19 protein-coding genes are annotated in these 22879 nt (G+C 32.0%); 2 read left to right on the top strand and 17 right to left on the bottom strand.

Annotation, left to right across the window (positions count from 1 at the left end; genetic code table 11):
• Positions 1 to 355: 355 nt before the first annotated feature.
• From ATO12_RS24525 to ATO12_RS26315, 3 genes are all read right to left on the bottom strand, one after another.
• Positions 356 to 1087, bottom strand: a complete 732-nt coding sequence (locus tag ATO12_RS24525; protein ID WP_051575521.1) for a DUF6733 family protein — start codon at positions 1085 to 1087, stop codon at positions 356 to 358.
• 31 nt (positions 1088 to 1118) lie between these two features.
• Positions 1119 to 1910 carry an enoyl-CoA hydratase gene (locus tag ATO12_RS01580; RefSeq protein WP_051575520.1) on the bottom strand — a complete coding sequence of 264 codons (792 nt, stop codon included), beginning with the start codon at positions 1908 to 1910 and terminating at the stop codon, positions 1119 to 1121.
• Between the two features lie 128 nt (positions 1911 to 2038).
• Positions 2039 to 5059: an amino acid adenylation domain-containing protein gene (locus ATO12_RS26315; protein WP_205625218.1), complete on the bottom strand. Its 3021-nt coding sequence runs from the start codon at positions 5057 to 5059 to the stop codon at positions 2039 to 2041.
• Between the two features lie 364 nt (positions 5060 to 5423).
• On the opposite strand from ATO12_RS26315, the gene ATO12_RS01570 reads away from it, so the two are divergent.
• Positions 5424 to 6077, top strand: a complete 654-nt coding sequence (locus ATO12_RS01570) for a Crp/Fnr family transcriptional regulator (RefSeq protein ID WP_034238037.1) — start codon at positions 5424 to 5426, stop codon at positions 6075 to 6077.
• Positions 6078 to 6089: 12 nt separating this feature from the next.
• Here ATO12_RS01570 and ATO12_RS01565 read toward each other — a convergent pair whose 3' ends face one another.
• From ATO12_RS01565 to ATO12_RS01550, 4 genes are all read right to left on the bottom strand, one after another.
• The gene (locus ATO12_RS01565; RefSeq protein ID WP_034238034.1) at positions 6090 to 6650 is read right to left on the bottom strand and encodes a porin family protein; all 561 of its coding nucleotides are present in this window, start codon (positions 6648 to 6650) and stop codon (positions 6090 to 6092) included.
• 119 nt (positions 6651 to 6769) lie between these two features.
• The gene (locus tag ATO12_RS01560; RefSeq protein WP_034238031.1) at positions 6770 to 7669 is read right to left on the bottom strand and encodes a Ppx/GppA phosphatase family protein; all 900 of its coding nucleotides are present in this window, start codon (positions 7667 to 7669) and stop codon (positions 6770 to 6772) included.
• A gap of 5 nt (positions 7670 to 7674) precedes the next feature.
• The gene (gene ppk1, locus ATO12_RS01555) at positions 7675 to 9780 is read right to left on the bottom strand and encodes a polyphosphate kinase 1 (RefSeq protein ID WP_034238030.1); all 2106 of its coding nucleotides are present in this window, start codon (positions 9778 to 9780) and stop codon (positions 7675 to 7677) included.
• On the bottom strand, positions 9780 to 10265 hold the full coding sequence (locus ATO12_RS01550) for a SixA phosphatase family protein (RefSeq protein ID WP_034238027.1): 486 nt from the start codon (positions 10263 to 10265) through the stop codon (positions 9780 to 9782). The genes ppk1 and ATO12_RS01550 overlap by 1 nt, the downstream gene beginning before the upstream one ends.
• A gap of 389 nt (positions 10266 to 10654) precedes the next feature.
• Between ATO12_RS01550 and ATO12_RS01545 the strand changes: the two genes are divergently transcribed.
• The gene (locus tag ATO12_RS01545) at positions 10655 to 12853 is read left to right on the top strand and encodes an OmpA family protein (RefSeq protein ID WP_034238025.1); all 2199 of its coding nucleotides are present in this window, start codon (positions 10655 to 10657) and stop codon (positions 12851 to 12853) included.
• 5 nt (positions 12854 to 12858) lie between these two features.
• On the opposite strand, the gene pdxH is transcribed toward ATO12_RS01545, so the two are convergent.
• From pdxH to ATO12_RS01495, 10 genes are all read right to left on the bottom strand, one after another.
• Complete coding sequence (pdxH, locus tag ATO12_RS01540) at positions 12859 to 13503, bottom strand: pyridoxamine 5'-phosphate oxidase (protein WP_034238024.1); 645 nt, start codon at positions 13501 to 13503, stop codon at positions 12859 to 12861.
• A 74-nt stretch (positions 13504 to 13577) separates the two neighbouring features.
• On the bottom strand, positions 13578 to 14483 hold the full coding sequence (locus ATO12_RS01535) for a ribonuclease Z (protein WP_034238022.1): 906 nt from the start codon (positions 14481 to 14483) through the stop codon (positions 13578 to 13580).
• A 62-nt stretch (positions 14484 to 14545) separates the two neighbouring features.
• Entirely contained in the window at positions 14546 to 15004 is a 459-nt protein-coding gene (locus ATO12_RS01530) for a thioredoxin family protein (RefSeq protein ID WP_034238020.1), read from the bottom strand.
• A gap of 50 nt (positions 15005 to 15054) precedes the next feature.
• Positions 15055 to 15387 carry a hypothetical protein gene (locus ATO12_RS01525; RefSeq protein WP_034238018.1) on the bottom strand — a complete coding sequence of 111 codons (333 nt, stop codon included), beginning with the start codon at positions 15385 to 15387 and terminating at the stop codon, positions 15055 to 15057.
• A gap of 3 nt (positions 15388 to 15390) precedes the next feature.
• Entirely contained in the window at positions 15391 to 16320 is a 930-nt protein-coding gene (locus tag ATO12_RS01520; RefSeq protein ID WP_034238016.1) for an aspartate carbamoyltransferase catalytic subunit, read from the bottom strand.
• A 46-nt stretch (positions 16321 to 16366) separates the two neighbouring features.
• Entirely contained in the window at positions 16367 to 16906 is a 540-nt protein-coding gene (gene pyrR, locus ATO12_RS01515) for a bifunctional pyr operon transcriptional regulator/uracil phosphoribosyltransferase PyrR (RefSeq protein ID WP_025663732.1), read from the bottom strand.
• A 190-nt stretch (positions 16907 to 17096) separates the two neighbouring features.
• Positions 17097 to 17498 (bottom strand): hypothetical protein, encoded by a 402-nt coding sequence (locus ATO12_RS01510; RefSeq protein WP_034238015.1) that lies wholly within the window; start codon positions 17496 to 17498, stop codon positions 17097 to 17099.
• 377 nt (positions 17499 to 17875) lie between these two features.
• Positions 17876 to 19696, bottom strand: coding sequence for a 30S ribosomal protein S1 (gene rpsA, locus ATO12_RS01505; RefSeq protein ID WP_025663730.1), 1821 nt, complete (start codon positions 19694 to 19696; stop codon positions 17876 to 17878).
• A gap of 174 nt (positions 19697 to 19870) precedes the next feature.
• Entirely contained in the window at positions 19871 to 21958 is a 2088-nt protein-coding gene (locus tag ATO12_RS01500) for an OmpA family protein (RefSeq protein WP_034238012.1), read from the bottom strand.
• Positions 21959 to 22876 carry a PorP/SprF family type IX secretion system membrane protein gene (locus ATO12_RS01495; protein ID WP_034238011.1) on the bottom strand — a complete coding sequence of 306 codons (918 nt, stop codon included), beginning with the start codon at positions 22874 to 22876 and terminating at the stop codon, positions 21959 to 21961. It lies immediately after the preceding gene.
• Positions 22877 to 22879: the final 3 nt, after the last annotated feature.

Below are 22879 nucleotides of genomic sequence, written 5' to 3'. Positions count from 1 at the left end.
GTCTCAAAACATGTAATAAGACATCTCAATTCATGTATTAAGTCAAATACAAATGATGTAAAATCAAAACACTAATCTTTTTAATATCATTTAAGCCAAAGATTTCGTAAGACCCGTTTTGAAGTCGATAAAAGTAGCTGGAATTGTTAGTTTTTGAAGCAGAAATAATGAGGTCTTTAAGAAATAAAGAAACGATTCATGGATAAATGCAACGGATTAAAAATAGAATAAAGCTATCTTTCGATAGCTTTATTCATTACATCACAAGTAAAGATAATATAACAATCTGAACTGTGAAAACGGACTTTTAATCCTTACCGCATAAATTTGGTATACAGATTAACACTTATCCTCTTTAAAATGGTATAAAAGCAGATACTTTATAAAATTCGTCTGATGCACCTACATCTGTGACCAGGTTAGCTCCCGCAGAAAATCTAAATGCCATACCGTTATCAAGTTTTAATTTAACAGAACCTCCCAAATAACGATATACCTGTATATTCTTATTAACATCGTCATTTTCTAGGTTCATAAAGGCTAATTCTTCAAAAAAACCACCTAGTACTAAACGATCGCTTACATTAATTCCGGGTGCTGCCCAAAAAAGGAGTAAATCTTTGGTCGAGATATCATCTCTATCTCTTAACGATTTATAATAAGCCAGATATGCTTCTATATCAAAAATAGAGTTATGGTACGCCACAAAAGTATTAGGGATTACAGCCTCTCCTATTTTTGTACCTGCAACATCCGAAAAGAATTTACCATGCGCAAACCCAACCCCTGGGTTAAGAAATAATTTTCCGTCCATGAGTTTAAATCCTAATCCAATACCAGTTTCTAATAATTGATCACTACCCGATTCTGGAGTTCCGAAGGAAGGGTTTGTCCAGAACATACTATAAAAAGTAATATCAAAATTTTTATTAGTTTCAAAACCTCCTAAAAATAAGGTCGAAAATCCTGCAACACTATTTTGGATCACTTTTACTGCTAATGTTGCTTTTTTCTTTTTCTCTTCTTGTCCTTGTATTGTTGAATACTGAAAACCTAGTACAATTAATATTATTATGAGTTTTTTCATGATTTAATTTCTTTAATTATGTGTTTAATGATTAGTGAGCTTGAATGATTTGTTTTTGATTAGGAATAGAAAAGTTAGCTTTTCGTTTTTCTACAAAAGCCTGCATACCTTCTTTTTGGTGTTCTGTAGCGAATAATGCATGAAAGGCTCTTCTTTCGTAGAGTACTCCTTCGCGAAGACTTAACTCCATAGCTCTATCTATAGCTTCTCTTGCAACCATAGCTGTTGTTTTACTATAAGAAGCAATAATTGCTGCAGCCTCTACAGATTCTTCCAATAAGGTTTCTACTGGTATTATACGAGACACCAGCCCTGATCGTTCTGCTTCTTCTGCATTCATTAAACGTCCGGTAAGAATCAAGTCCATAGCCTTTGTTTTTCCTACCATTTTTGTTAAGCGTTGGGTTCCGCCAATCCCTGGGATCACTCCCAGTTTAATTTCTGGTTGACCAAATTTTGCTGTATTCGATGCATAAATAATATCACACATCATAGCTAATTCACATCCTCCTCCTAAAGCATACCCAGATACGGCAGCGATTTTTGGAGTTCTAATTGCGGTAAAAGCTTCCCAGGCAGCAAAATAATCTTCATGAAACATATCCATATAAGATTTATTTTCCATTTCTTTTATGTCTGCTCCTGCCGCAAACGCTTTTTTAGATCCTGTGATTACAAAACACCCTACACTTGGGTCCTTATCCAGTTTCTGCATAACAGAAACCATTTCTCGCATCAATTCACTATTTAGTGCATTTAATGCTTTTGGGCGATTTAAGGTTATAATCACTACCCGTTTTCTCTGTTCGATTTTTATATTCATAGTTTTAATTTTTACATAGCATCTCCTAAAGACTATTCGTTTTTTTAAATGTCTTTATTAAAATTGCTGGTTTCAGCTATGTGTTGTTGTATAAAAAAGGTTGAGTTTGTGTTAGTACATATTTAAGTTTAAGAGTCCCAAATTGCGCCATATGCTGGTATCCCTCTACTTTCCATTCCGTAGACTACTTTCCAGGTAAGTTTTTTATTAGAAATACATATTACTGCTTCTGCATTAAAATCTTTATATGCTTTATATGCTAGTTTTACCATATCAGGTTTTCCATGTGCATCTGTATCCCATATGATAGCTTCTGGCTGTGATTCGAGAATTTCTTCTACCAATTCATCACCATATGTTTTTCTTGGATTTCGGGTTGCCCATATTAACCGAGCGGGAGTTTCTCCAGAAAAAAGATGTGGTAAGCATGGGCCAATACCACTACCTGTTGCTACCCAAATAACTTTTTTAAATAGCTTATCAACATTTCCTACTCCTGCAGTAGTGATTCCTTTAACCCACAAGTATTTTGGCATATCATCAATAAGTTCACCTGTCCAATCCCCTGCTCTGGAGATAGTTAAACGAAACCCTTCTCTACCTGGTTCAGGTACATTTGCAAAGGAATGCCACTCCATTAATGGATCTCTACTAATCGCTGTAGAGGAACCTGCAAAAGGGGTTTCTCCATAATTGAATCGTGCTAGAATAACATGGTTTGATGGCCTTGTAATATCGACTTCTACTTTTTTTAATCTTAACCATGGTAATGCTATACTAATTGTTATCACTGTTAATGCCCAAAAACTAAAAGAATCAAATAAGTTTTCTAATAAAGTGTGTTCAGAACCATTTCCTTGTATTATGAGTATCGTTTGTACCCAAAATAATAATAGTGCTGTCCAACCACCAAATCGATGAGTTTTTTCAAAACTATTATGAAATTTTGCTCTTAATTTTGGCAAAGCCATAATAATCATAAAAACTAAAATTCCTGTAAGTATTGTAGTTACCCATAACAGCGTAATATCTTTAGTAGTTTCATTTTGAGGATTAAAAAAATCATAATATAGGGATCCCATAAATAGTATAAACCAAAGGGTACCACTTACGGTCCCACCGATATGAATTCCTCCAAAATGATATATTTTCCCTGCTCTTCTTCTTATCGACAAAGGCCAGCTTGTGGGAATACTGGTTGCAACCCAAAACAAGAAATTAATAACGTATTGCTGTCTGATAAGGATCCCTATTGTAAAGTTAACTAGTGTGATTTTAGAGATAATATCTAAACGCATTTCTTGCTGAGACCACCAATTACCTTCTGTTGCCCCATAGATCATTATTCCGATATTTGCTATTAAAAGCAGTGCAAACAAGCGGTAATAATGCATTAATTTTTCTCCTTTCCACATTCTGCTAAATGACTTTTTTTGAGGAGGTAATTGTATTGCCTCTAAATCGGGGATATCATCATCATCTGTAAATTTTTGATCTTTTTTTGCACTTGTTGTCTTTTCTTCCTCTTCTTGTTTATGAGGAATAAGTTTCATTAATTTCATTTTATCTATTTTACCGCGATCTGTCATAGGAAGTTCTGGCATTGCTACCACTATTGCTGGAACACAGTAATATGGCAACACTTCTTCTACTTGTTTTTTAACCTTTTCCTGGTCAATATCTTCTGGGCTTACAAAGGATATTAAGGTTCTATTATCTATTTTTAAAGTAGCTGCTCTTTTACTTTCTGGCATTTTCTCTATAATAGAGGATACAGAATCTAATTCTACTCTAAAACCACATATCTTTACCTGATCATCGGTTCTTCCCAGATGTTCTAATTCACCATCCAAAGTCCATCTTCCCAAATCTCTTGTTCTGAACATTTTTTTGCCTTGGCCCAGAAATGGATCATCTACATATCTTTCGTTTGTTAATTCTTGATTATTGATATATCCATGAGTAACACAAAGACCTCCTGCCCACATTTCACCGGGTTCTCCTATACCACAAGGTTTTAAGTTTTCATCCAAAACATATACTGTATTATTGGGCGTAGGTTTTCCTATGGTAAGTAATTCATCTGTTGGAAAAAATCGTTTTACGGTATTGATAATCGTAGTTTCGGTGGGTCCGCAAGAGTTATGAAAAGCACAAAACGAAGACCATTTTTCTGCTAAAATCCTTGGACAGGGCTCTCCTGCAACTATAGCTACGCGAACATTCTGGCAAAGTGTAACATCTAAAGAACTAAGAATTGTTGGTGTAGAAATCACCACATCTACCTCACTTACTGTTTCTTGAATATTTTTTCCGCGTATAACTAAGGTGGCTCCGTTTGCCAAACTTCCCAGAATCTCCCAAACAGACATATCAAAAGCAATACTCAAAATTTGCCCTACTTTTAATCCGGGTCTCATTCCTAAATTACCAGGTGACGTAAGGAGTATGTTACATGTATTTCCATGGCTAACCTGAACTCCATTAGGATCCCCAGTTGTTCCGGATGTAAAAATTATATAGCAAATATCATTTTCGGTAACAGGAATTTCTGGTAGTACGATCTTCTCGCTGTTATTTATGTTTAATTTTAAGAAATCATCTATTACTATAAGTTTATTATCGTCTATTACCGGAACTAAATCTTTAAACTCTGATAAAGTGAGTATTAAATTTATATTCGCCGATTTAACAACATACCTTAATTGTTCGTCTTTGGCTAGCCCGATATGTTGAGGAACATAAGCCCCTCCTGCTTTTAAGATGGCTAATATCCCTACTAACATTGGTATTGATCGTTGAACAAATAGCCCAACATTATCACCTTTTTGGATTCCGTTTTTTATGAGTTCTAAAGCCAGTAGATTTGCCTGATGATCCAATTCTTCATATGTGATTACCTTACCTAAATGACTGGCTGCAATAGCATTAGGATTTACCTTGGCATGAGCCTCAAATGCATGATGTATACATCTATACGGAACTCTGGTTATTGGCCCTTGGCCAAACCTTTGAAAAAGATATTGATCTGATAATGATAGATTTGCTATAGTAGATTTTATAAAAGTATCGCCCGGTACTAAGGGTATATGCCCAAAAGTGTCACGTACTTCTGCTTCAGAAGTAGCATGAGAAACTGTGGTTTCCATAATAAAAATACCTTTCTAGTTTAATCTACTAAATGAAATTATCTGATGTAGGCTTCTGGAAATACTATTTTTATAGAGGTTGCATACGCCTCTACACGTTGAGTTTGTGCGCTTCATGAGTTTGTGCAAATTAAGAGTTAATATTTGTTGCATCGAAATTAGAAACGCATAGAAATTATTGATATAAAAATTCTAACACTTAATCATTTTTATTTTGGTTATGATTAGTATGATATTACATTTTTAGCGTAAAAAGAATGTGTTTAAGTCACAATAAAAAACTTAAATATCTGTTAACAATTCGATTTTTTAACATTTATTTAATGAAGGTCAGTAAATAATTCAATTTCTAAAAATAACCCCTATGTGCTTTGAATTATTAAACATTTTAGTAGAAAACAATCAATACAAGTGTAACATTTATTATCAAAATGAGATTATAAAAAGTACAGGGGCGTGCTCTAAAAAAATCTATCTTATTAAGAATGGAGTTATGAAAATTGGTTGTTTTACCGATCCCGGAGAAGAGGTAGTTCTAATTATATTGACAAAAAATCAGGTTTTTGGTGCAAGTTCTATTTTTATAGATTTTTGTTCATATTGTATGTATGAATCTCTTAGTGAGGAAACCAAAGTGTATGAATTTGATAAAAACATCATACAAAAGACCATAAAAAAAAGTCCTAATCTTTATAAAGATTTTTTATCAATACTGGGTAAGGAATATCAGGAGTATGAAAATAGAATAAAAACACTTCAAATTCAATCTGCAGAGTTACGATTGATAAAAGTACTTTTTGAATTTAAAGAAAAATTTGGAGGGCCTTATAATTCTGAAAAAATTGTTATTAATTCACCTCTCAACCAAAATGAACTGTCTAATTACATTAGGGTCTCTAGAGTAACGACTAATAAAATCATTAATAAATTTAATAATAATCATTTGTTAGAATATAGTAACAAAAGTATTATCATAAAGAAGTCTTTCTTTGAAAACTATAAGCAATATAATATATGATATTTTGCTCTATTATAATTTATAGCCAAAAGAGAGTTGAATATTTCTATTACTTCCTTTTGCTCCCCCAGGAATATTTTCATCATCAATAATATTAGACACACCAAAACCATATCGTAAATCAGCAAAGAAATTCTCTGTAAGACGTACTCCAATACCGGCAACAGCAGATAAATTAAATGTATTAAAATTGGTTTCTCCTGTCGAATTATCTTCCCATTCCCAAATCTTAAGTCCTACTTGGGGGCCAACATGAACATTAAACAATTTAGAAAAATTGTATTTAAGCATTATTGGTAATTGAAGATAGTCTACTCTTAGAGATTCGTCATCATTACCTAAAGAAGAATATTGAAACTCTGGTTGAATGCTCCATTTTTGGTTAATAGGAACTTCTGCCAAGAACCCTGCTACTATACCAAATCTGCTATCTTTAAGATTTTCGGGAATATCATCAGAACTAATAGAACTTAGATTAGCTCCAAGTCTTACACCATATGTAATTTCCTGAGCTTGAGATTTTAAAATAACAAACATTAATAAAATCACAGTGAATAGTACTGTTTTTTTCATAGTATAAATATTAGGTTACGGTTCAATTTAATACAAAATAATGGATTTTCTTTAACATTTTAGAGCTCTATACCGATTATTACTCTTTAAAAATCGATAAAATGTATTACTTATGAATTTCAACGATTATTTAGCTTCTCATTATATAATGATTTGATAATCCCATCTGATAGACCAATTTTTGGAACAAAGATTTCTCTAGAACCGCTCCATTTCATTGCAGATAGATATATTCGAGTAGCAGGAATAATTACATCTGCTCTATCCTGATTTAAGTTAAGTTGCCAAATTCTTTCTTCATAGGTTAAAGAATTAAGTAATTTATAATATGAACTTAGATATAAAAAAGATAATGGTTTACCCATTCTTTTACCACTATTCTTAAAAATATTATTAATGTTCCCTCCAGATCCAATTAATGAAACTTTACGGTAACCTACAATACTTTCCTTAATCCAATCTTCTACATTTTTCCATATTTTATCAGAAACCAAATTATTAAGCAATCTTACCGTTCCTAATTTAAAAGATCGGGATTTAATAGTATTTCCATTATGATATAGTGTAAACTCTGTACTACCACCTCCTACATCTACATATAGGTATGTTGCATCTGTATTTATCAATTCATGCAAATCGGTCATTGCAATTATAGCAGCTTCATCTTTACCATCTATAATATCTATTTGAATACCTGTTTTCTCTTTTATAAGGCGAACTACTTCTTCTCCATTCCTGGCTTCTCGCATTGCAGATGTTGCACAGGCTTTATATTTAATTACTTTATGCGTTTTCATTAATAACTGATACGCTTGCATAGCATCTATCATTCTAGTAATATTTTCCTGAGATACCTGTCCAGATTTAAAAACATCTTCTCCTAATCGTATGGGTACTCTAACGAGGCTTGTTTTTTTAAACCTTGTAGTTTTTCCTTTCTCTTCGTGAATACTACTTATTAATAATCGTACTGCATTGGAACCTATATCTATAGCTCCATATTTTTCTATAGTTAACAAAATAATTAATTTCCTAGTTTTTTTAAATAATAGTCGTATGTTGCTTTTTGTGATCTTACTTTTTCCTTATCATTTTTAATGTACACATTATCTTGCTCTTTAGAAAATCTTCTGGCTTTAACATTATCGTTCCAGCAAATATCAAAAGTATCCATTAATTCTAATTTGATATCCTCGTCATAGATGGGGCAAGAAATCTCTACTCTTCTATCAAGGTTTCGTGTCATCCAATCTGCCGATGATATATATACTTTTGGTTCTCCACCATTTTGAAATATGTATAATCGCGTGTGTTCTAAAAACTTATCTATTACACTTATTGCTCGTATATTTTCGCTCATTCCCGGGATACCCGGTATCAAACAACAAATACCTCTAATAATTAAATCTATTTTTACTCCTGCTCTACTTGCCTCATATAGCTTATCTATCATATCATAATCACTCAAGCTATTTAATTTGAGTTTAATTCCTGCAGGTTTACCTTCTTTTACATTTCTAATTTCTTTTTCTATTAGTTTCGCCAGAGAAGATCTTGTGTAATGCGGAGATACCAACAAATGTTTATAGCGGTTTATTTTATAATTTATTTCAAAAAATTTAAACACTCTATTGGTTTCTTTCAAAATAGATTCGTTGGTTGTAAACAACGTATAATCGGTATAGATTTTTGCGGTAGACTCGTTAAAATTTCCAGTACTTATAAAACCATATCGTTTAAGCTTTCCTTTTTCTTCTCGTTCTATTACACATGCTTTACAATGTACTTTAAGTCCGGTAACTCCAAAAATCAAATGTATGCCTTCCCTTTGCATTTGCTCTGCATAACGAATATTTGCAGCTTCGTCGAAACGCGCTTGTAATTCTATTTGCACAGTAACATTTTTACCATTTTTAGCGGCATTTATAAGGGAACTGGCAATATGAGATATATTTGCTAACCTGTATATCGTAATTTTAATGCTTTTTACTTTTGGATCAATTGCTGATTCTCGTAAAAATTTTACCGTATACGAAAACGTATGATAAGGTGTATATTGCAGAAAATCTTTTTTGGCAATCTTATCTAATAAGCTTCCTTGTAAAACAAGACCGGGTATAGCTAAAGGTTTGATTGGTTGGTATACCAAATTGATAGCGCCCAAATCTGGAAAATTCATATAATCTCTACGATTGTGATATCTCCCTCCAGGAATAATACTATCTGTGTTATCAACTCCCATTTTTTCCATCAAAAAATCAAGAGTATCTCTTTCGATAGTTTTATCATATACAAATCGAACTGGTTCTCCGTCACGGCGAGATCGTACACTGCTTGATATTTTTTGAATAAAACTTTTACTCAGATCATTATCAAAATCCAACTGGGCATCCCGGGTTATTTTAATCATATGAGCCGATGCCCGAACATAATTAAAAATACTAAAGTTAATATGCATACAATACCTGATCAAATCATCAAGAATAATGATAAATTGTTTTCCATCCTTTTCGGGAAGTACAACAAATCGATCTGTATTTTTTGGTATCTCGATTAGTGCATATATTTTTTCTTTGGTAGTTTGTTGCAATATTTTGGAGATTCGTCCTTCTTTAGGAACTTTATCCTTTAGTACCAGTTTTACTGCTAAGTACGCTACACTATCTTTTAAATGCGGAAATTTTTCTAGATCATTTAGTATATAAGTAACTAAAGCTGGACTAACTTTAGTTACAAAATAGTTACGAATAAAAGCATCTTGATCTGGAGTAACCTGATTTTCATCAATAATAAAAATATTATGATTTTCAAGTTCAATTTTAATATTATCAATGGTTTTAAGACTTTCTGCCTGTTGCTTGATAACTATATTTGTAATCTTTTCTAATAGTTCGTTTGCTGTGGTTCCCTTAAGTACATTTTTTCCATCCTTTCCTGCCTGATCTATTCGTTTAATGGTAGCATATCTCACCTTAAAAAATTCATCCAGGTTATTAGAAAATATCCCAATAAAACGTAATCTTTCTAATAGTGGAACTGTATCATCTGCAGCTTCTTGTAATACTCTTGCATTAAACTGAAGCCAACTTAATTCTCTATTAACATATTGATTTTTAATATTTTCTGTCATTATCGCAAAAATTTAGGAAAAATTGTTAATAAGTTTTTTCCTACAGAAATATTTTGCCACATATCCACATCAAACTCTATAGCAACTACTCCAGCAGTCGGGAGGTTATCTATATGTTGATCTCCATAAAGATTTGCGATCGAAGTAAAAGCATGGTTATGCCCAAATATCATTAAAGTATTAATATCATTATTGCAATTTTTTATCACATCAATAACCTGGGTTCCCTCAAAATCATAAAGTTTTGGTTCTAAAGAAAATACATTTTCAGGAATATCTAAATGGCTTACAATAATTTTTGCAGTGCTATATGCTCTTTTGGCTGGGCTACACAAAACTTTATCAATCGGTTTCACCAGTGTTTTCAGATGCTCACCAATCAATCCAGCATCTCTTATTCCTCTATCATTAAGAGGTCTTTTATCATCCGATACATCAAATTCCCAAGAAGATTTTGCATGTCTTATTATATATAAAGTTTTCATGAATCTGATACTATTTTAGCAAAAATGAAGTTATTTAATACAAGTTTAAGGATTCGTTTTTACAAATCTTCAATATAAGAATATAAAAAATCAATTTTTATGTAATTATAGGTGAGATTACTTTTCTTATTTATGCTATTTTACTTAACAAATGCTTAATACAAAAATAATGGATAAAGTAGCTAAAATAATGAAAATGAACATAATAAACACTTGGTTTTAATCGATAAAAATGGTATTTACATCGAAAACATGTTTTTTTTCGTATAAAATTAAATGTTAAAATATAAATTTACATACGGTTTTCCCTTAAATCAGAGTGTTTCCCCCCAAACATTATGAGCACAAATTTATCATAATATCAGTAGGGTAATAAAAAACTAAGAAAGGTGGAAAAAGTGATTACTATAAAAAGAGATCTTAAATGGTTTCAAAATATGTTCCTACTTATCATATGCAGTATTGGCTCTACAATTGCATATGGACAGGTAGAGGTACCTCTTAAGAAACGTACAGAATTAACACTTAAGGGGGATTTCAAGTTTGTATCTAATACTGTTCTGGGTAAAGTTAGTAATGATGATGGGTCTGACGTATTTGATCCTAATAAAAGTTACAATGCTGGTGGATTAAACAATCAGTTTAGGATGGGCTTTATCGATATTGATAATGACCCCACTACTTTTAATTCTAGTAGTGCAGATTTGGATATCGATTCTAATTGTAATGCTATTAAACATGTTGGTTTATATTGGACAGCTGCTTATGCAGATGATAACAGACAACATGATATTACTTCTATAAAAATAAAATATCCTGGACAACAGTCTTATTCAACCATTACTAATGGACAAATAATTCATGATTATTATAATGATAGTGAATCTTTGTTCAAACAATATTCTTGCTATAAAGATATTACTGCAGATATTTTAGAATTAGAAAATCCATTAGGAACATATACTGTTGCTAACATCCCTGCTACAACCAGTGCAATAAATGATGATGAAACTTTAGGTAATGGCCTTGCTGGTGGATGGACAATGGTTGTAATTTATGAGGATGATGCCAAACCCAGAAAAAGATTTTATGTATATGATGGCTTTGTAAACATTGATTCAAAAGCAAAACCTGTCGCTTTTTCTTTTAATAATTTTCAAACCATTCCTAACGGAGCTGTTCACGGAAAAATAGGTGTAATTGCTTATGAAGGAGACAAAGGAATTATAGGAGATCGTTTCCAGGTAATGTCTAATGAAACGAATAGATATAAAAGTCTTGCAGATGGTATTAATCCTATGAATAACTTCTTTAATGCCAATATTACCGAAAATGGGAAAAATGTAAAAACCAGAGTTCCTGCCAGCCAAAACACATTAGGATATGATGCTGATTTATTCGATATAAAAAATGTAAGAAATAGTATTATAGGTAACAATCAAACAGAAGCTAAATTTAGATTATCGACTAATAATGACGGGTATTCTGTTATGGCGGTTGCATTTAGTGTAGAAATATATGAGCCTGCAATTCACATTGTAAAAAGATCAAAATATACGGCTAATGGTCAATACATTCATCCAAATGATGTATTAGCTCCTAAACAAGAAATTACATACAATCTTACCATATATAATGATGGTAACGATGATGCAAAAAATACTATCATAAAAGATGTTTTACCAAAAAATGTAGTTTTTTCTGAAAAAACTATGATTTTACCCTCTAAAAGAATAAAGGTAAAATACGATAAAGCATCTCGAACACTAAACTTTATAGTACCTAATAAAATGGTTAAAATAGATAGTGAACCGTTTAAAATTAGTTATAATGTGATTGTAGACACCGAATGTGAATCAATTAACACAATTGATGATATTCTTGTAGTGGATCAACCTGTTATGGCCGAGTTTAATGGAACGCTAAATGAAACCATAAAATACTCTAAAGGATACAATCATATTAACTCTTGTGAATTACCTGATTTCTATCAATTTAAATTAGCTATAGATATTAGTGAATTAAATTGCCCAAACGCCAGTCGTCTTGTTTCTATTCCTAAAAAGAAAATGAATAGCCAATTTGCTGTAGTAATACCTGGGGAGATGGATGAAGTAAACAAATCTAACAATACAAAAAGTGGTGGTATTGCTTCGGGAGATATTGTAAAGTCTAGTGGTACACCTGAATCACCTTTAAAATCAGATTTAAAATTGACCAAAACCATAAATGATCTGATAAATTTGAATGAAATTTATTTTGATTTTGATAAATGGGATATCACCAAAAAAGCAGAAATTGAGCTTGATAAAGTGGTAGATATTATGAATAACGACTACCCAAATATGGTAATCAAAATAGAAACGCATTCTGATAGTCGTGGTGAAGAAAATTACAACCTAACGCTTTCTCAAAAAAGAGCAGAATCTATTTATAATTATTTGATAAGTAAAAATATCTCTAAAAACAGAATTCTATCCTATGTTGGATTTGGAGAAACCAGGCCTGTTAATAATTGTAAAGATGGAGAAGACTGTTCTGAAGATCAATACCAAAAGAACAGACGTTCTAGTTTTGTAATTATGTAATCTTTTTATGGAGATAATCTTTCTATCTCCCAATTCACTTTTTGATTAGAAAAACGAATACGATCGTGTAATCGATTAGCTCTACCTTGCCAAAATTCGAACTCAACAGGTACTATACGATACCCACCCCAGGATTCAGGTTTAGGTATTTCTTTATCTTCATATTCTTTTTCTAAAGACTGTAATCGATTTTCTAACGCTTCTCTTGATTTGATCACTTCACTTTGATCCGATGCCAAAGCTCCTAATTGACTTCCTCTTGGGCGAGATAAAAAATAACGAGTACTCTCTACTTCTTCTATTTTTTGCGCTATACCTTTAATAATAACTTGTCGTTCTAAATTAGGCCAAAAAAAGGAAATACACACTTTATTATTAGCTGCTATAGCTTTACCTTTTTCTGAAGAATAATTAGTATAAAATACAAAACCATCTTTGTCAAAATGTTTTAATAATACTATTCTTGCTTTTGGAAACCCATCTACTCCTGTGGTAGTAATTGTCATAGCGTTAGCCTCATCAACTCCACCAGCCTCTTCTACTTCTGCAAACCAATCAGAAAAAAGCTTAAACGGAGAATCCGGAAGATTCTCTTCTTCTAAAAAACTTTTTTCATATGATTTTCTGTATGCTGTTAGATCTCTATTCATTATCTCAAATTATTATGCAATTTACCTATTTTAAAAATATAGAAAACAATAATAAGTAGATAATTTTTACCATATCAATATTCAAACACTTTACCATCATCTGCTATTTCTACATCATCAAAAACGGTTTTTGCTTCTTCTCTAAAAAGTTCAATATTTTCATATCTGGTAGAATAATGACCTAAAATTAAGGATCCAACATTTGCTTTTTTGGCAATAGTAGCCGCTTCAATAGCAGAACTATGACCCGTTTTTGCACACAAATGTTTATGACTTTCTAAAAAAGTCGATTCATGATACAATACAGTAACGTCTTTTATTAAAGGAATTTTTTCTTCGTTATACTTAGTATCGCTACAAAATGCATAGCTTTTAACAGGTTTAGGAGGGCTTGTTAGCTCTTCATTAGAAATTATGGTACCATTGTCTAAAACAACATCTTTTCCTTTTTTTATCCCGCGATAATATGCCTTATCAATATTATAATTAGATACCTTATCTATTAGCAACGTTCGGTCACCAGGTTTTTCCTGAAATAAAAACCCATTACAATATACTCTATGTTGCAAAGGTATAGTACGTACCACTACTTTTTCATCTTCAAAAACAATTTCTGATTCTGCATTGGTTAGTTCATGAAAATATAATGGATAATCTGTCCACGAATTAGAAAGCTTTAATTGTAATGTAATAACTTCTTTTATTCCCTTAGGACCGTGAATATGTAATGGAGCATCTCTACCGAGCAATCTAAAAGTAGATACTAATCCAATAAGTCCGAAAAAGTGATCACCATGAAGATGCGAAATAAAAATATGTTTGATTCTTGAAAACTTGATTTTATTTCGTCGTAATTCTACTTGAGTCCCTTCACCACAATCAATTAAAAAGATATGGTTGTTTATTTCTAAGACCTGTGAAGTAGGGTTTGTAAATGTTCGGGGGGTTGCAGAATAGCAACCTAAAATCGTAAGTTTCAAAATTATTTTTCCTATTTATTAAACAGGTTGTGAATATAATCTAATCTTATTTATAAATCAATCTAACGACCAAAAGAATCAAATGATGTTAATAATGATATATATCCTTTTGCATCAAGATCTCTTCTATACCCTGTTACTCCTAATACTTTTCCTTCTTTATCTAAAACCAATATAACAGGAAAAACCCATTTTCTGTTATATTTTTGGGCAAGTGCTTCATTTTTCTTTTGTTGATCCAAAGAAAGTTTATTTTTTTTACGCTTGGGAAAATCCGCTTTTACCCAAATGAATTTTTGATCAGCAAACTCGATAAATTCATCATCAGACAAAATATTCCTTTCTAATTTAATACAAGGAGGACACCAATCTGATCCTGTAAAAAACAATATAATATTTTGGTCTTTTTCTTTTGCTAATGACTTTGCTTCATCAAAATCATATTTCCAGTCCTGAGCAATAACATCATGACCAAAACACACAAAAAAAAGTATACTTATAATTGGGGCAAATCTGTTCATGATTTATCAGACGAAAAGGAACATCAATAATTACAAAAAAGTTGAGTTTTTTAAAAACCCAGATCTCTTTCTATTTCTTCCATCTCAACCAAATCATATGCTTCCTGTAATGTAGGTACAATTGTAATTTCGCTTAAGACTTCATCATAAGATATCTTATTGGTAACAATCACGAATGAATGTTTAGCTGCCTTATGTTTATTAGAAATCCTTAGAAACTCATTAATATCATCTACAGAAATTTGTTCTAATGAAAACAGGTTAACAATTATATTATCATTTTCTAGGGAAGCATATTTGTCTTCAAGACCTTTAACAAATTCAATAATTGTAGTTTTTTCTTGTGTGATTATAGTAGTAGAACCTTCTTTATTAAAAATCATAAATTATCGTTTAATTTTTGAAGCTAAAAGATATATTACAGCCATTCGCACTGCAACCCCATTCTGTACCTGATCCAATATTATGGCTTGGTTAGAATCAGCAACATCACTCGTGATTTCTACTCCACGATTGATTGGTCCTGGGTGCATGATTACAATTTCCTTATTCAGACTATCCAATAACTTTTTATTTACTCCAAACTGTTGTGTATATTCTCGTGTTGATGGAAAATAACTAATCTCCATTCTTTCATTTTGCACACGCAACATATTGGCTACATCGCACCATTCTAGTGCTTTTTTTAGATCTGTTTCGACTTGAACTCCTAATTTCTCAATATATTTAGGAATTAAAGTTTTAGGGCCACAAACTTTTACTTCGGCTCCTTGTAATTTTAAAGCAAAGATATTAGAAAGTGCAACTCTAGAGTGCAAAATATCTCCTACAATTACAACCTTCTTTCCTCCTACTTCTCCTAATCGTTCGCGTATAGAATAAGAATCTAATAACGCTTGTGTAGGATGCTCATGCGCTCCATCTCCTGCATTAACAATACTTGCATCGACGTGTTTAGAAAGAAAAACCCCTGCCCCTGGATTAGGGTGCCTCATGACTACCATATCTACTTTCATCGAAAGAATATTATTAACGGTATCAATAAGTGTTTCTCCTTTCTTTACAGAAGAAGATGCTGCAGAAAAATTAATTACATCTGCAGAAAGTCTTTTTTCTGCTAATTCGAAAGATAATCTTGTTCTTGTACTATTTTCAAAGAAAAGATTTGCAATCGTTATATCTCTAAGCGAAGGAACTTTTTTAATTGGTCGATTAATAACTTCTTTAAAGTGATCAGCAGTCTCAAAGATTAAATCAATATCTTCTTTATTCAGATATTTTATTCCCAATAAGTGATGTACACTTAATTCGCTCATTCGTCTTAATTTATAATTTTAAATAAAACAATCTTATTTAGAGATCTTAATTTTCTATTAAATACACGGCATCTTTGCCATCATTTTCTATCCAATCAACTTTTACTTTTTCCTGGTTTATAGCATCTACCTGGCGACCTCTATAATTAGGTTGTATAGGTAAATGTCTACTAAAACGCCTATCAATTAATGTTAGTAGTTCGATTTCTTGTGGCCTCCCAAAGGACTGCACTGCTGTTAAAGCTGCTCTAATACTTCTCCCTGTATACAACACATCATCAATAAATACAATTCGTTTATCTTCTACTACAAAATCAATATGAGTTTTATTAGCCTCAAGAATTTTTTCTCCTCTCCTAAAATCATCTCGATAGAATGTAATATCAAGGTAACCTAATTTGACATCTGTTACCATATAGTCATCAACCAAAATTTTCTTAATACGATCAGCTAAAAAAGCTCCTCTTGGCTGAATACCAATCAAAACAGTATCTCTAAAATGCGTGTGATTTTCAATTAATTGACAAGCCAAACGGTGCAGAATTATATCAATCTCTTTCGCACTAAGTAGTAATTTTTGACTCATAATCTCCAAATGGATATCTGGAATACAAAAGTAGTGAAATTTTAGTACAATACAATTCAATTTTTAAATAACATACTATAGAAAATCTACTTTATAGAAAACACATTACTATGAATTAGTAGTTCTAAATTCATAGTATCTAAAAAAAGGCGTAATTGTCGTATTACGCCTTTACAAATAATCCTTTATACTATATCCCCCCAGCCAATAATACAAACGAGTTTTTGGATACAGGAGAAACCTCATAATTTTTGATATTCTCAATAGTCTCCATGTATTTTTCAGCTTCTAAAAATGCGGTTTCTAAAGCACTTAAATCTGAGCTTTCTTGTACCACAATAGTTTTAGACATAATACCACCATCTGTATATTCTATCGTTATTTTCCATTTTTTGATAGAATGAAAGCTTTTATTCTCAACTGTTTTTTTTGTTTTTTTACTTTTTGGTTCTGTGTCTGAATTCTTTTTTACAGATGCTATGATCACTTTATCATTTGCTACAACCGCCAATCTATTCGTTTCTTTTGCATTTGCCTGAATGACTATTAAGAAGTTTAATACAAATATGATTACCCTGTTTATATTTTTCATTTTAAAAAACGTTTATGATTTTTTTACAATGCAAATATCAGGAAGCTTTACCCTTGGTACCATACCACTAATAGTGAAAATCTCCTCCCGTTTTTCAGGGATATAAAACGCTATAATTTAGCCATACCAACACATTATCATAGCATTAATACCATTATATTATAATTTATTAACCATGCAACTTCTCTTCACAATACATATCAAAAGCCCTGTTATAATCACTGTTACGATATATACAAAAAAAACAGAATTGTAATTTTATATAGAATAAACTCAAAATATATGATAGTCATAACAACACTGAATACAGTGTATTTTTAAAAACAAAAGGCCGTTCTTACGAACGGCCTTTATTATATTAAAAAGTATTGAGAATACTAGTTCCCGCCTTTTTCCATTTTAGCTTTAAGATCTGCTAATGCATCGATATCACCAAGCGTTGTTTTTTCTGCTGAACCTGTAGCAGCTTTCTTCGCAGCTTGTTTAACGATTTTAGCTTCTTCTTCTTTGAATAAAGCTGTATGAGAAGCAACCACTCTCTTGAATTCTTTATTGAACTCAATAATTTGGAATTCCGCTTCATCACCTTTCTTAAGCTTGCTTCCATCTTCTTTTTCAAGATGACGAGAAGGCACAAAAGCAACAACATCTTCGTTAAAATCTATAGTAGCACCTTTGTCTACAATTTCACCGATGGTTGCAGTATGCTTAGTTCCTAAAGCAAATTCACCTTCATATTTATCCCAAGGATTATCTTCTGTTTGCTTATGACCAAGACTTAACTTACGTCCTTCTACATCAAGTTCAAGAACAATTACATCAAGTTTATCACCTACATTAGTAAAGTCTGATGGGTGCTTAATTTTCTTAGTCCACGAAAGATCTGAGATATAAATTAGACCATCGATACCTTCTTCTAATTCTACGAATACACCAAAATTAGTAAAGTTACGAACGATACCATTATGCTTAGATCCAACAGGGTATTTAGTAGTAATGTCTGTCCATGGATCTGGAGTTAATTGCTTTATACCAAGAGACATTTTACGTTCTTCTCTATCTAAGGTAAGAATTACTGCTTCTACTTGATCTCCTACTTTTACGAAATCTTGCGCAGAACGTAAATGTGTAGACCAAGACATTTCTGAAACGTGAATTAATCCTTCTACACCTTCTTCAACTTCAATAAACGCACCGTAATCAGCAATTACAACAACTTTACCTTTTACCTTATCACCAACTTTAAGTTCTTTATCAAGAGCTTCCCATGGGTGTGGTTTTAATTGCTTAAGACCTAATTGAATACGAGTCTTAGCCTCATCAAAGTCTAAGATTACTACATTCAATTTCTGATCAAGTTCAACAATCTCATTTGGATGGTTGATTCTAGACCAAGAAAGATCTGTAATATGAACTAATCCGTCAACTCCACCAAGATCAACAAATACACCGTAAGAAGTAACATTCTTAACAGTACCTTCTAATACCTGACCTTTTTCTAATTGACCAATAATTTCTTTTTTCTGCTCTTCGATATCTGCTTCGATAAGTGCTTTGTGAGATACAACAACGTTTTTGAATTCGTGGTTTATTTTTACCACTTTAAATTCCATTGTTTTTCCTACATATGCATCATAATCACGAATTGGCTTCACATCGATCTGAGAACCTGGTAAGAATGCTTCGATACCAAATACATCTACAATCATACCACCTTTGGTTCTACATTTTACAAAACCATTTACGATTTCGCCTGTATCATGAGCACCATTTACTCTATCCCATGCTTTAATTACACGAGCTTTACGGTGAGATAAAATTAATTGACCTGTTGCATCTTCACGTACATCAATTAAAACCTCTACCTTATCTCCTACTTTAAGATCCGGGTTATAACGAAATTCGTTTAATGAGATAACACCTTCACTTTTGGCATTGATGTCAATAATAGCATCACGATCAGTGATGTTAATTACCGTTCCATCTACTACCTCATCATTTAGGGTATCTACAAAATTCTCGGCAACTAACTTTTCAAACTCTTCAAGTTTAGAATCAGCGATAGGATCTATCCCTTCTTCGTAGTTATGCCAATTAAAATCTTTTAGGAATTGTTCAGGATTTGCTTGTTGCGGAGTTTCAGCTACTGCTTTTTTCTCTACTTCCTGAACGTCTGTGTTTTTTGTTTCTTCAGACATTGAAGATAAAATTTGTATCCTGTATATTATTGAGAATCAATGCGAAAATTATACAGAAGTATTAATTAAAATTACACTACGTCCTTTTTAATTCTCTTATCCGCTAAAAAGGAGTGCAAAATTACAATTTAATTTATTAGAAAGCAAAAGATTACAATTTGTTTCAGCAAATTATTAATACCTAACAATTTCGAATTCACTTCTTCTATTAGTTTGATGATCTTCTTCTGTACATACTTTACTATCGCAGTCAATTAAAGGTTGAGATTCTCCAAACCCAACAAACTGCATTCTTCTAGCATTTACATATCCCACCAAAGCTAGATAATTACGAGTAGATTCTGCCCTTTTTGCTGATAATACCTGGTTATATGATTCTGTACCTCTACTATCGGTATGAGAACTTATATTAATGTAAACGGTTTTATATCGCTCTAACTTTGCCGCAAGTTTATCCAGTACTTTTTTAGAATCAGCTCGGATATTCCATTTATCATAATCAAAATAAATTGGAGGCATATCAAAATATAATTTCCCATTCCTTTCGATAACCGGAGGGCCATCTTTATCTGCAAGAAGAATTTCTCTTAGCCTGGTTTTGGTTATTTCTTCTTTTTTACGCTCTGTGTTAGATTCACTAATTCTGGTACGCTCATCGATATTAGTGCTATCCTTAATTCGTATCCTGTTTTTGTCCTCGTTCTCATCGGTTACAACAGCATCTTTTGCTCTATCCAAATAAATGATATAAGTCTCTTCTTCTTTCTCTTTAACCACCAAAGGTTTGGTTCTGGCTTTATATTTATTTGCAGACGCTTTAAAGTTGTATCTCCCGGGAAATATCTTAATATCAAAAGCCGCAATAGAATCTAATCGGCTCTCATATATTTTTACATTATCATTATTGTACAAAACAACATCTGGATTAGCTATATAGTTATCGGTTGTATAATCCCGAACTTCAAAACGTGCTCTATACTCTCGCGGAAAAATATCTCCAATCTGAGAAAAGGTATAAATATCATCTCCAGCCTTTTTTCTATTTGAAGCAAAAAACCCATCTGTTTCATTGTAATAAGTTATAGAAAAATCATCATAACTAGAATTGATTGGTGCTCCCAGGTTTATAGGTCTTATAAATTTTCTTTTTCTTAATTCTGAAACAAATATATCCATCATACCCAATCCCAAATGCCCATTTGAAGAAAAGAATAGATTTCCTTTTTCTGAAATAAACGGAAACTGTTCTCGATTTTCGGTATTAATAGTTGGTCCTAAATTAGTTGGCTCACCATATGTGCCATCTTTATTTACAGCAACAAAATAAATGTCAAAATCTCCATATCCTCCGGGCATATTAGAACTAAAATACAATGTGTCTCCAGTTACGTTTAATGATGGGTGCTCAATAGAATAGTTCACATCATTAAATTCTAATTTCTTTGGTGTACCCCATTTGCCGTCAACTTTGATGGCCTTATATAAATGAATTGCATTATTATTAATACTATCAAATTTCTTTTTTCCTTTTTCAGAATTACTTTTAGATATGTAGATTGTATTTCCATCGGCGGTAAAACAAAAATTACCTTCATGAAGTTTTGAGTTAATTTCTTTAGAAATGGTTTCAATTTCTGAAACAGGTTTATTATCCTGATCCACTTTCACTTTATAAATATCCAGAAACGGACGATGAGTCCATCTATAATTCTTATCCAAAGGGCCATAAGAACGTCTATCGGTAGTAAAATAAAGGATACTATCTTTCCTAATAGCTCCAAATTCTGAAGCTTCAGAATTAAAAGCAGCACTTGCTATAGTATAATCATCATCCTTTAATTTAAAATCTTCTATTGTAGAAATCGCATCAGAAGCACTAAAATCCCTTACAGTATTATTAGATTTATATAAAGAGAGGTATTCAACAGATTTTTCATACTCTCCTAATGCAGACAACACCTGATACATCATAAAGTTATATTGATTATCATATGTTTTATCCTTATCATAAAATTTACCCGAAGTCAATATTTTTAGATACCGATAGGCTTGTCTAAATTGAAAAGTATTATAGTATGAAGTGGTAATGTTCTTAAGGATATGTTTGGTGTATCCTTCCTGATTAAGTTCTTCTTCGTACTGCGATGCTGCATTTATATAATCACCCTTTTCAAAAAAACGATCTGCTCTGCTTTTTTGTTGAGAAAAGGTAAACTGAGTAATCAGTATAGTTACTATTAATAATATCTTAGCTTTTATCATTTAGAAAAATCTTGGAGAGGAATATTTATTACTAAACTTAAGAAGGTCAAAATTAAATAGTATTACGATTTCATGACTTCCGTTATTATAACCACTTAAATCACTGACACTAAAATCATAGGAATATCCAACTTTTAGGTTTTTTGTAATATTAAACCCTGCCAGAGCAATAAAAGAGTCTGTATATCGATACGATATTCCTAATTCGAACTTATCATAAATTAAAGAGTTTAACGAAAGATCAAAAGTTAAAGGAGAATCTAAAACCTGCTTAATAACCATTGAAGGTTTTAATTTCACTTCATCAACAAAGTCAAAAACATATCCGGCGATACCATATATATGTGTCTTTGTTTGCGCAACACCAATACCATCGATATCTATATCACTAGGAAGTAAATTGGGCGAAGATATACCTGCATAAAAATTATTAGTAAACAAATACAAACCTGCTCCAATATTTAATTGTGTTGTAGATGTATTATCTGCAAATGCAGGATCATTAGCGACATCAGAACCAGAAGGATCAATTTTAAAATTATTGATACCTGCTTTCAATCCGTAGGATAATCTAGTTTGATCAGAAATCTTTGTGATATATGCAAAATCAACATTTATATAATCATTATTAACCGGGATAGCATCTCCTATCCTATCATTTACATAATTTACACTTAGCTCAATTTTTTCACTCATTGGGATATTAGCAAATATATTGGCGGTCTGCGGGGCTCCTTCAATCCCTGTCCATTGTCTTCTGTATAATAACCCGGTCGAAATCAAACCACTTTGACCTGTAGCATATGCAGGGTTAACCGTGCTCATATTATACATATATTGAGAATATTGTGGTTCCTGCTGGGCATAGATCATCGAGCAGAATATTATTGACATTACAAAAACTAACTTCAATTTCATTGG

The sequence above is a fragment of the Aquimarina atlantica genome (genome assembly GCF_000626715.1).
In the GTDB taxonomy this organism is placed as follows: domain Bacteria; phylum Bacteroidota; class Bacteroidia; order Flavobacteriales; family Flavobacteriaceae; genus Aquimarina; species Aquimarina atlantica.
The sequence above is the reverse complement of the archived record's forward strand: the minus strand, read 5'-3'. Positions and strand labels throughout refer to the sequence as shown.

Coding starts and splice junctions, on each gene's coding strand:
- ATO12_RS01565 (WP_034238034.1), bottom strand. CDS start 6,650: ATGAAAAAAACAGTACTATTCACTGTGATTTTATTAATGTTTGTTATT.
- ATO12_RS01525 (WP_034238018.1), bottom strand. CDS start 15,387: ATGATTTTTAATAAAGAAGGTTCTACTACTATAATCACACAAGAAAAA.
- ATO12_RS01510 (WP_034238015.1), bottom strand. CDS start 17,498: ATGAAAAATATAAACAGGGTAATCATATTTGTATTAAACTTCTTAATA.
- ATO12_RS01530 (WP_034238020.1), bottom strand. CDS start 15,004: ATGAACAGATTTGCCCCAATTATAAGTATACTTTTTTTTGTGTGTTTT.
- ATO12_RS26315 (WP_205625218.1), bottom strand. CDS start 5,059: ATGGAAACCACAGTTTCTCATGCTACTTCTGAAGCAGAAGTACGTGAC.
- ppk1 (WP_034238030.1), bottom strand. CDS start 9,780: ATGACAGAAAATATTAAAAATCAATATGTTAATAGAGAATTAAGTTGG.
- pdxH (WP_034238024.1), bottom strand. CDS start 13,503: ATGAATAGAGATCTAACAGCATACAGAAAATCATATGAAAAAAGTTTT.
- ATO12_RS01550 (WP_034238027.1), bottom strand. CDS start 10,265: ATGAAAACTTTATATATAATAAGACATGCAAAATCTTCTTGGGAATTT.
- ATO12_RS01495 (WP_034238011.1), bottom strand. CDS start 22,876: ATGAAATTGAAGTTAGTTTTTGTAATGTCAATAATATTCTGCTCGATG.
- pyrR (WP_025663732.1), bottom strand. CDS start 16,906: ATGAGTCAAAAATTACTACTTAGTGCGAAAGAGATTGATATAATTCTG.
- rpsA (WP_025663730.1), bottom strand. CDS start 19,696: ATGTCTGAAGAAACAAAAAACACAGACGTTCAGGAAGTAGAGAAAAAA.
- ATO12_RS01500 (WP_034238012.1), bottom strand. CDS start 21,958: ATGATAAAAGCTAAGATATTATTAATAGTAACTATACTGATTACTCAG.
- ATO12_RS24525 (WP_051575521.1), bottom strand. CDS start 1,087: ATGAAAAAACTCATAATAATATTAATTGTACTAGGTTTTCAGTATTCA.
- ATO12_RS01580 (WP_051575520.1), bottom strand. CDS start 1,910: ATGAATATAAAAATCGAACAGAGAAAACGGGTAGTGATTATAACCTTA.
- ATO12_RS01570 (WP_034238037.1), top strand. CDS start 5,424: ATGTGCTTTGAATTATTAAACATTTTAGTAGAAAACAATCAATACAAG.
- ATO12_RS01520 (WP_034238016.1), bottom strand. CDS start 16,320: ATGAGCGAATTAAGTGTACATCACTTATTGGGAATAAAATATCTGAAT.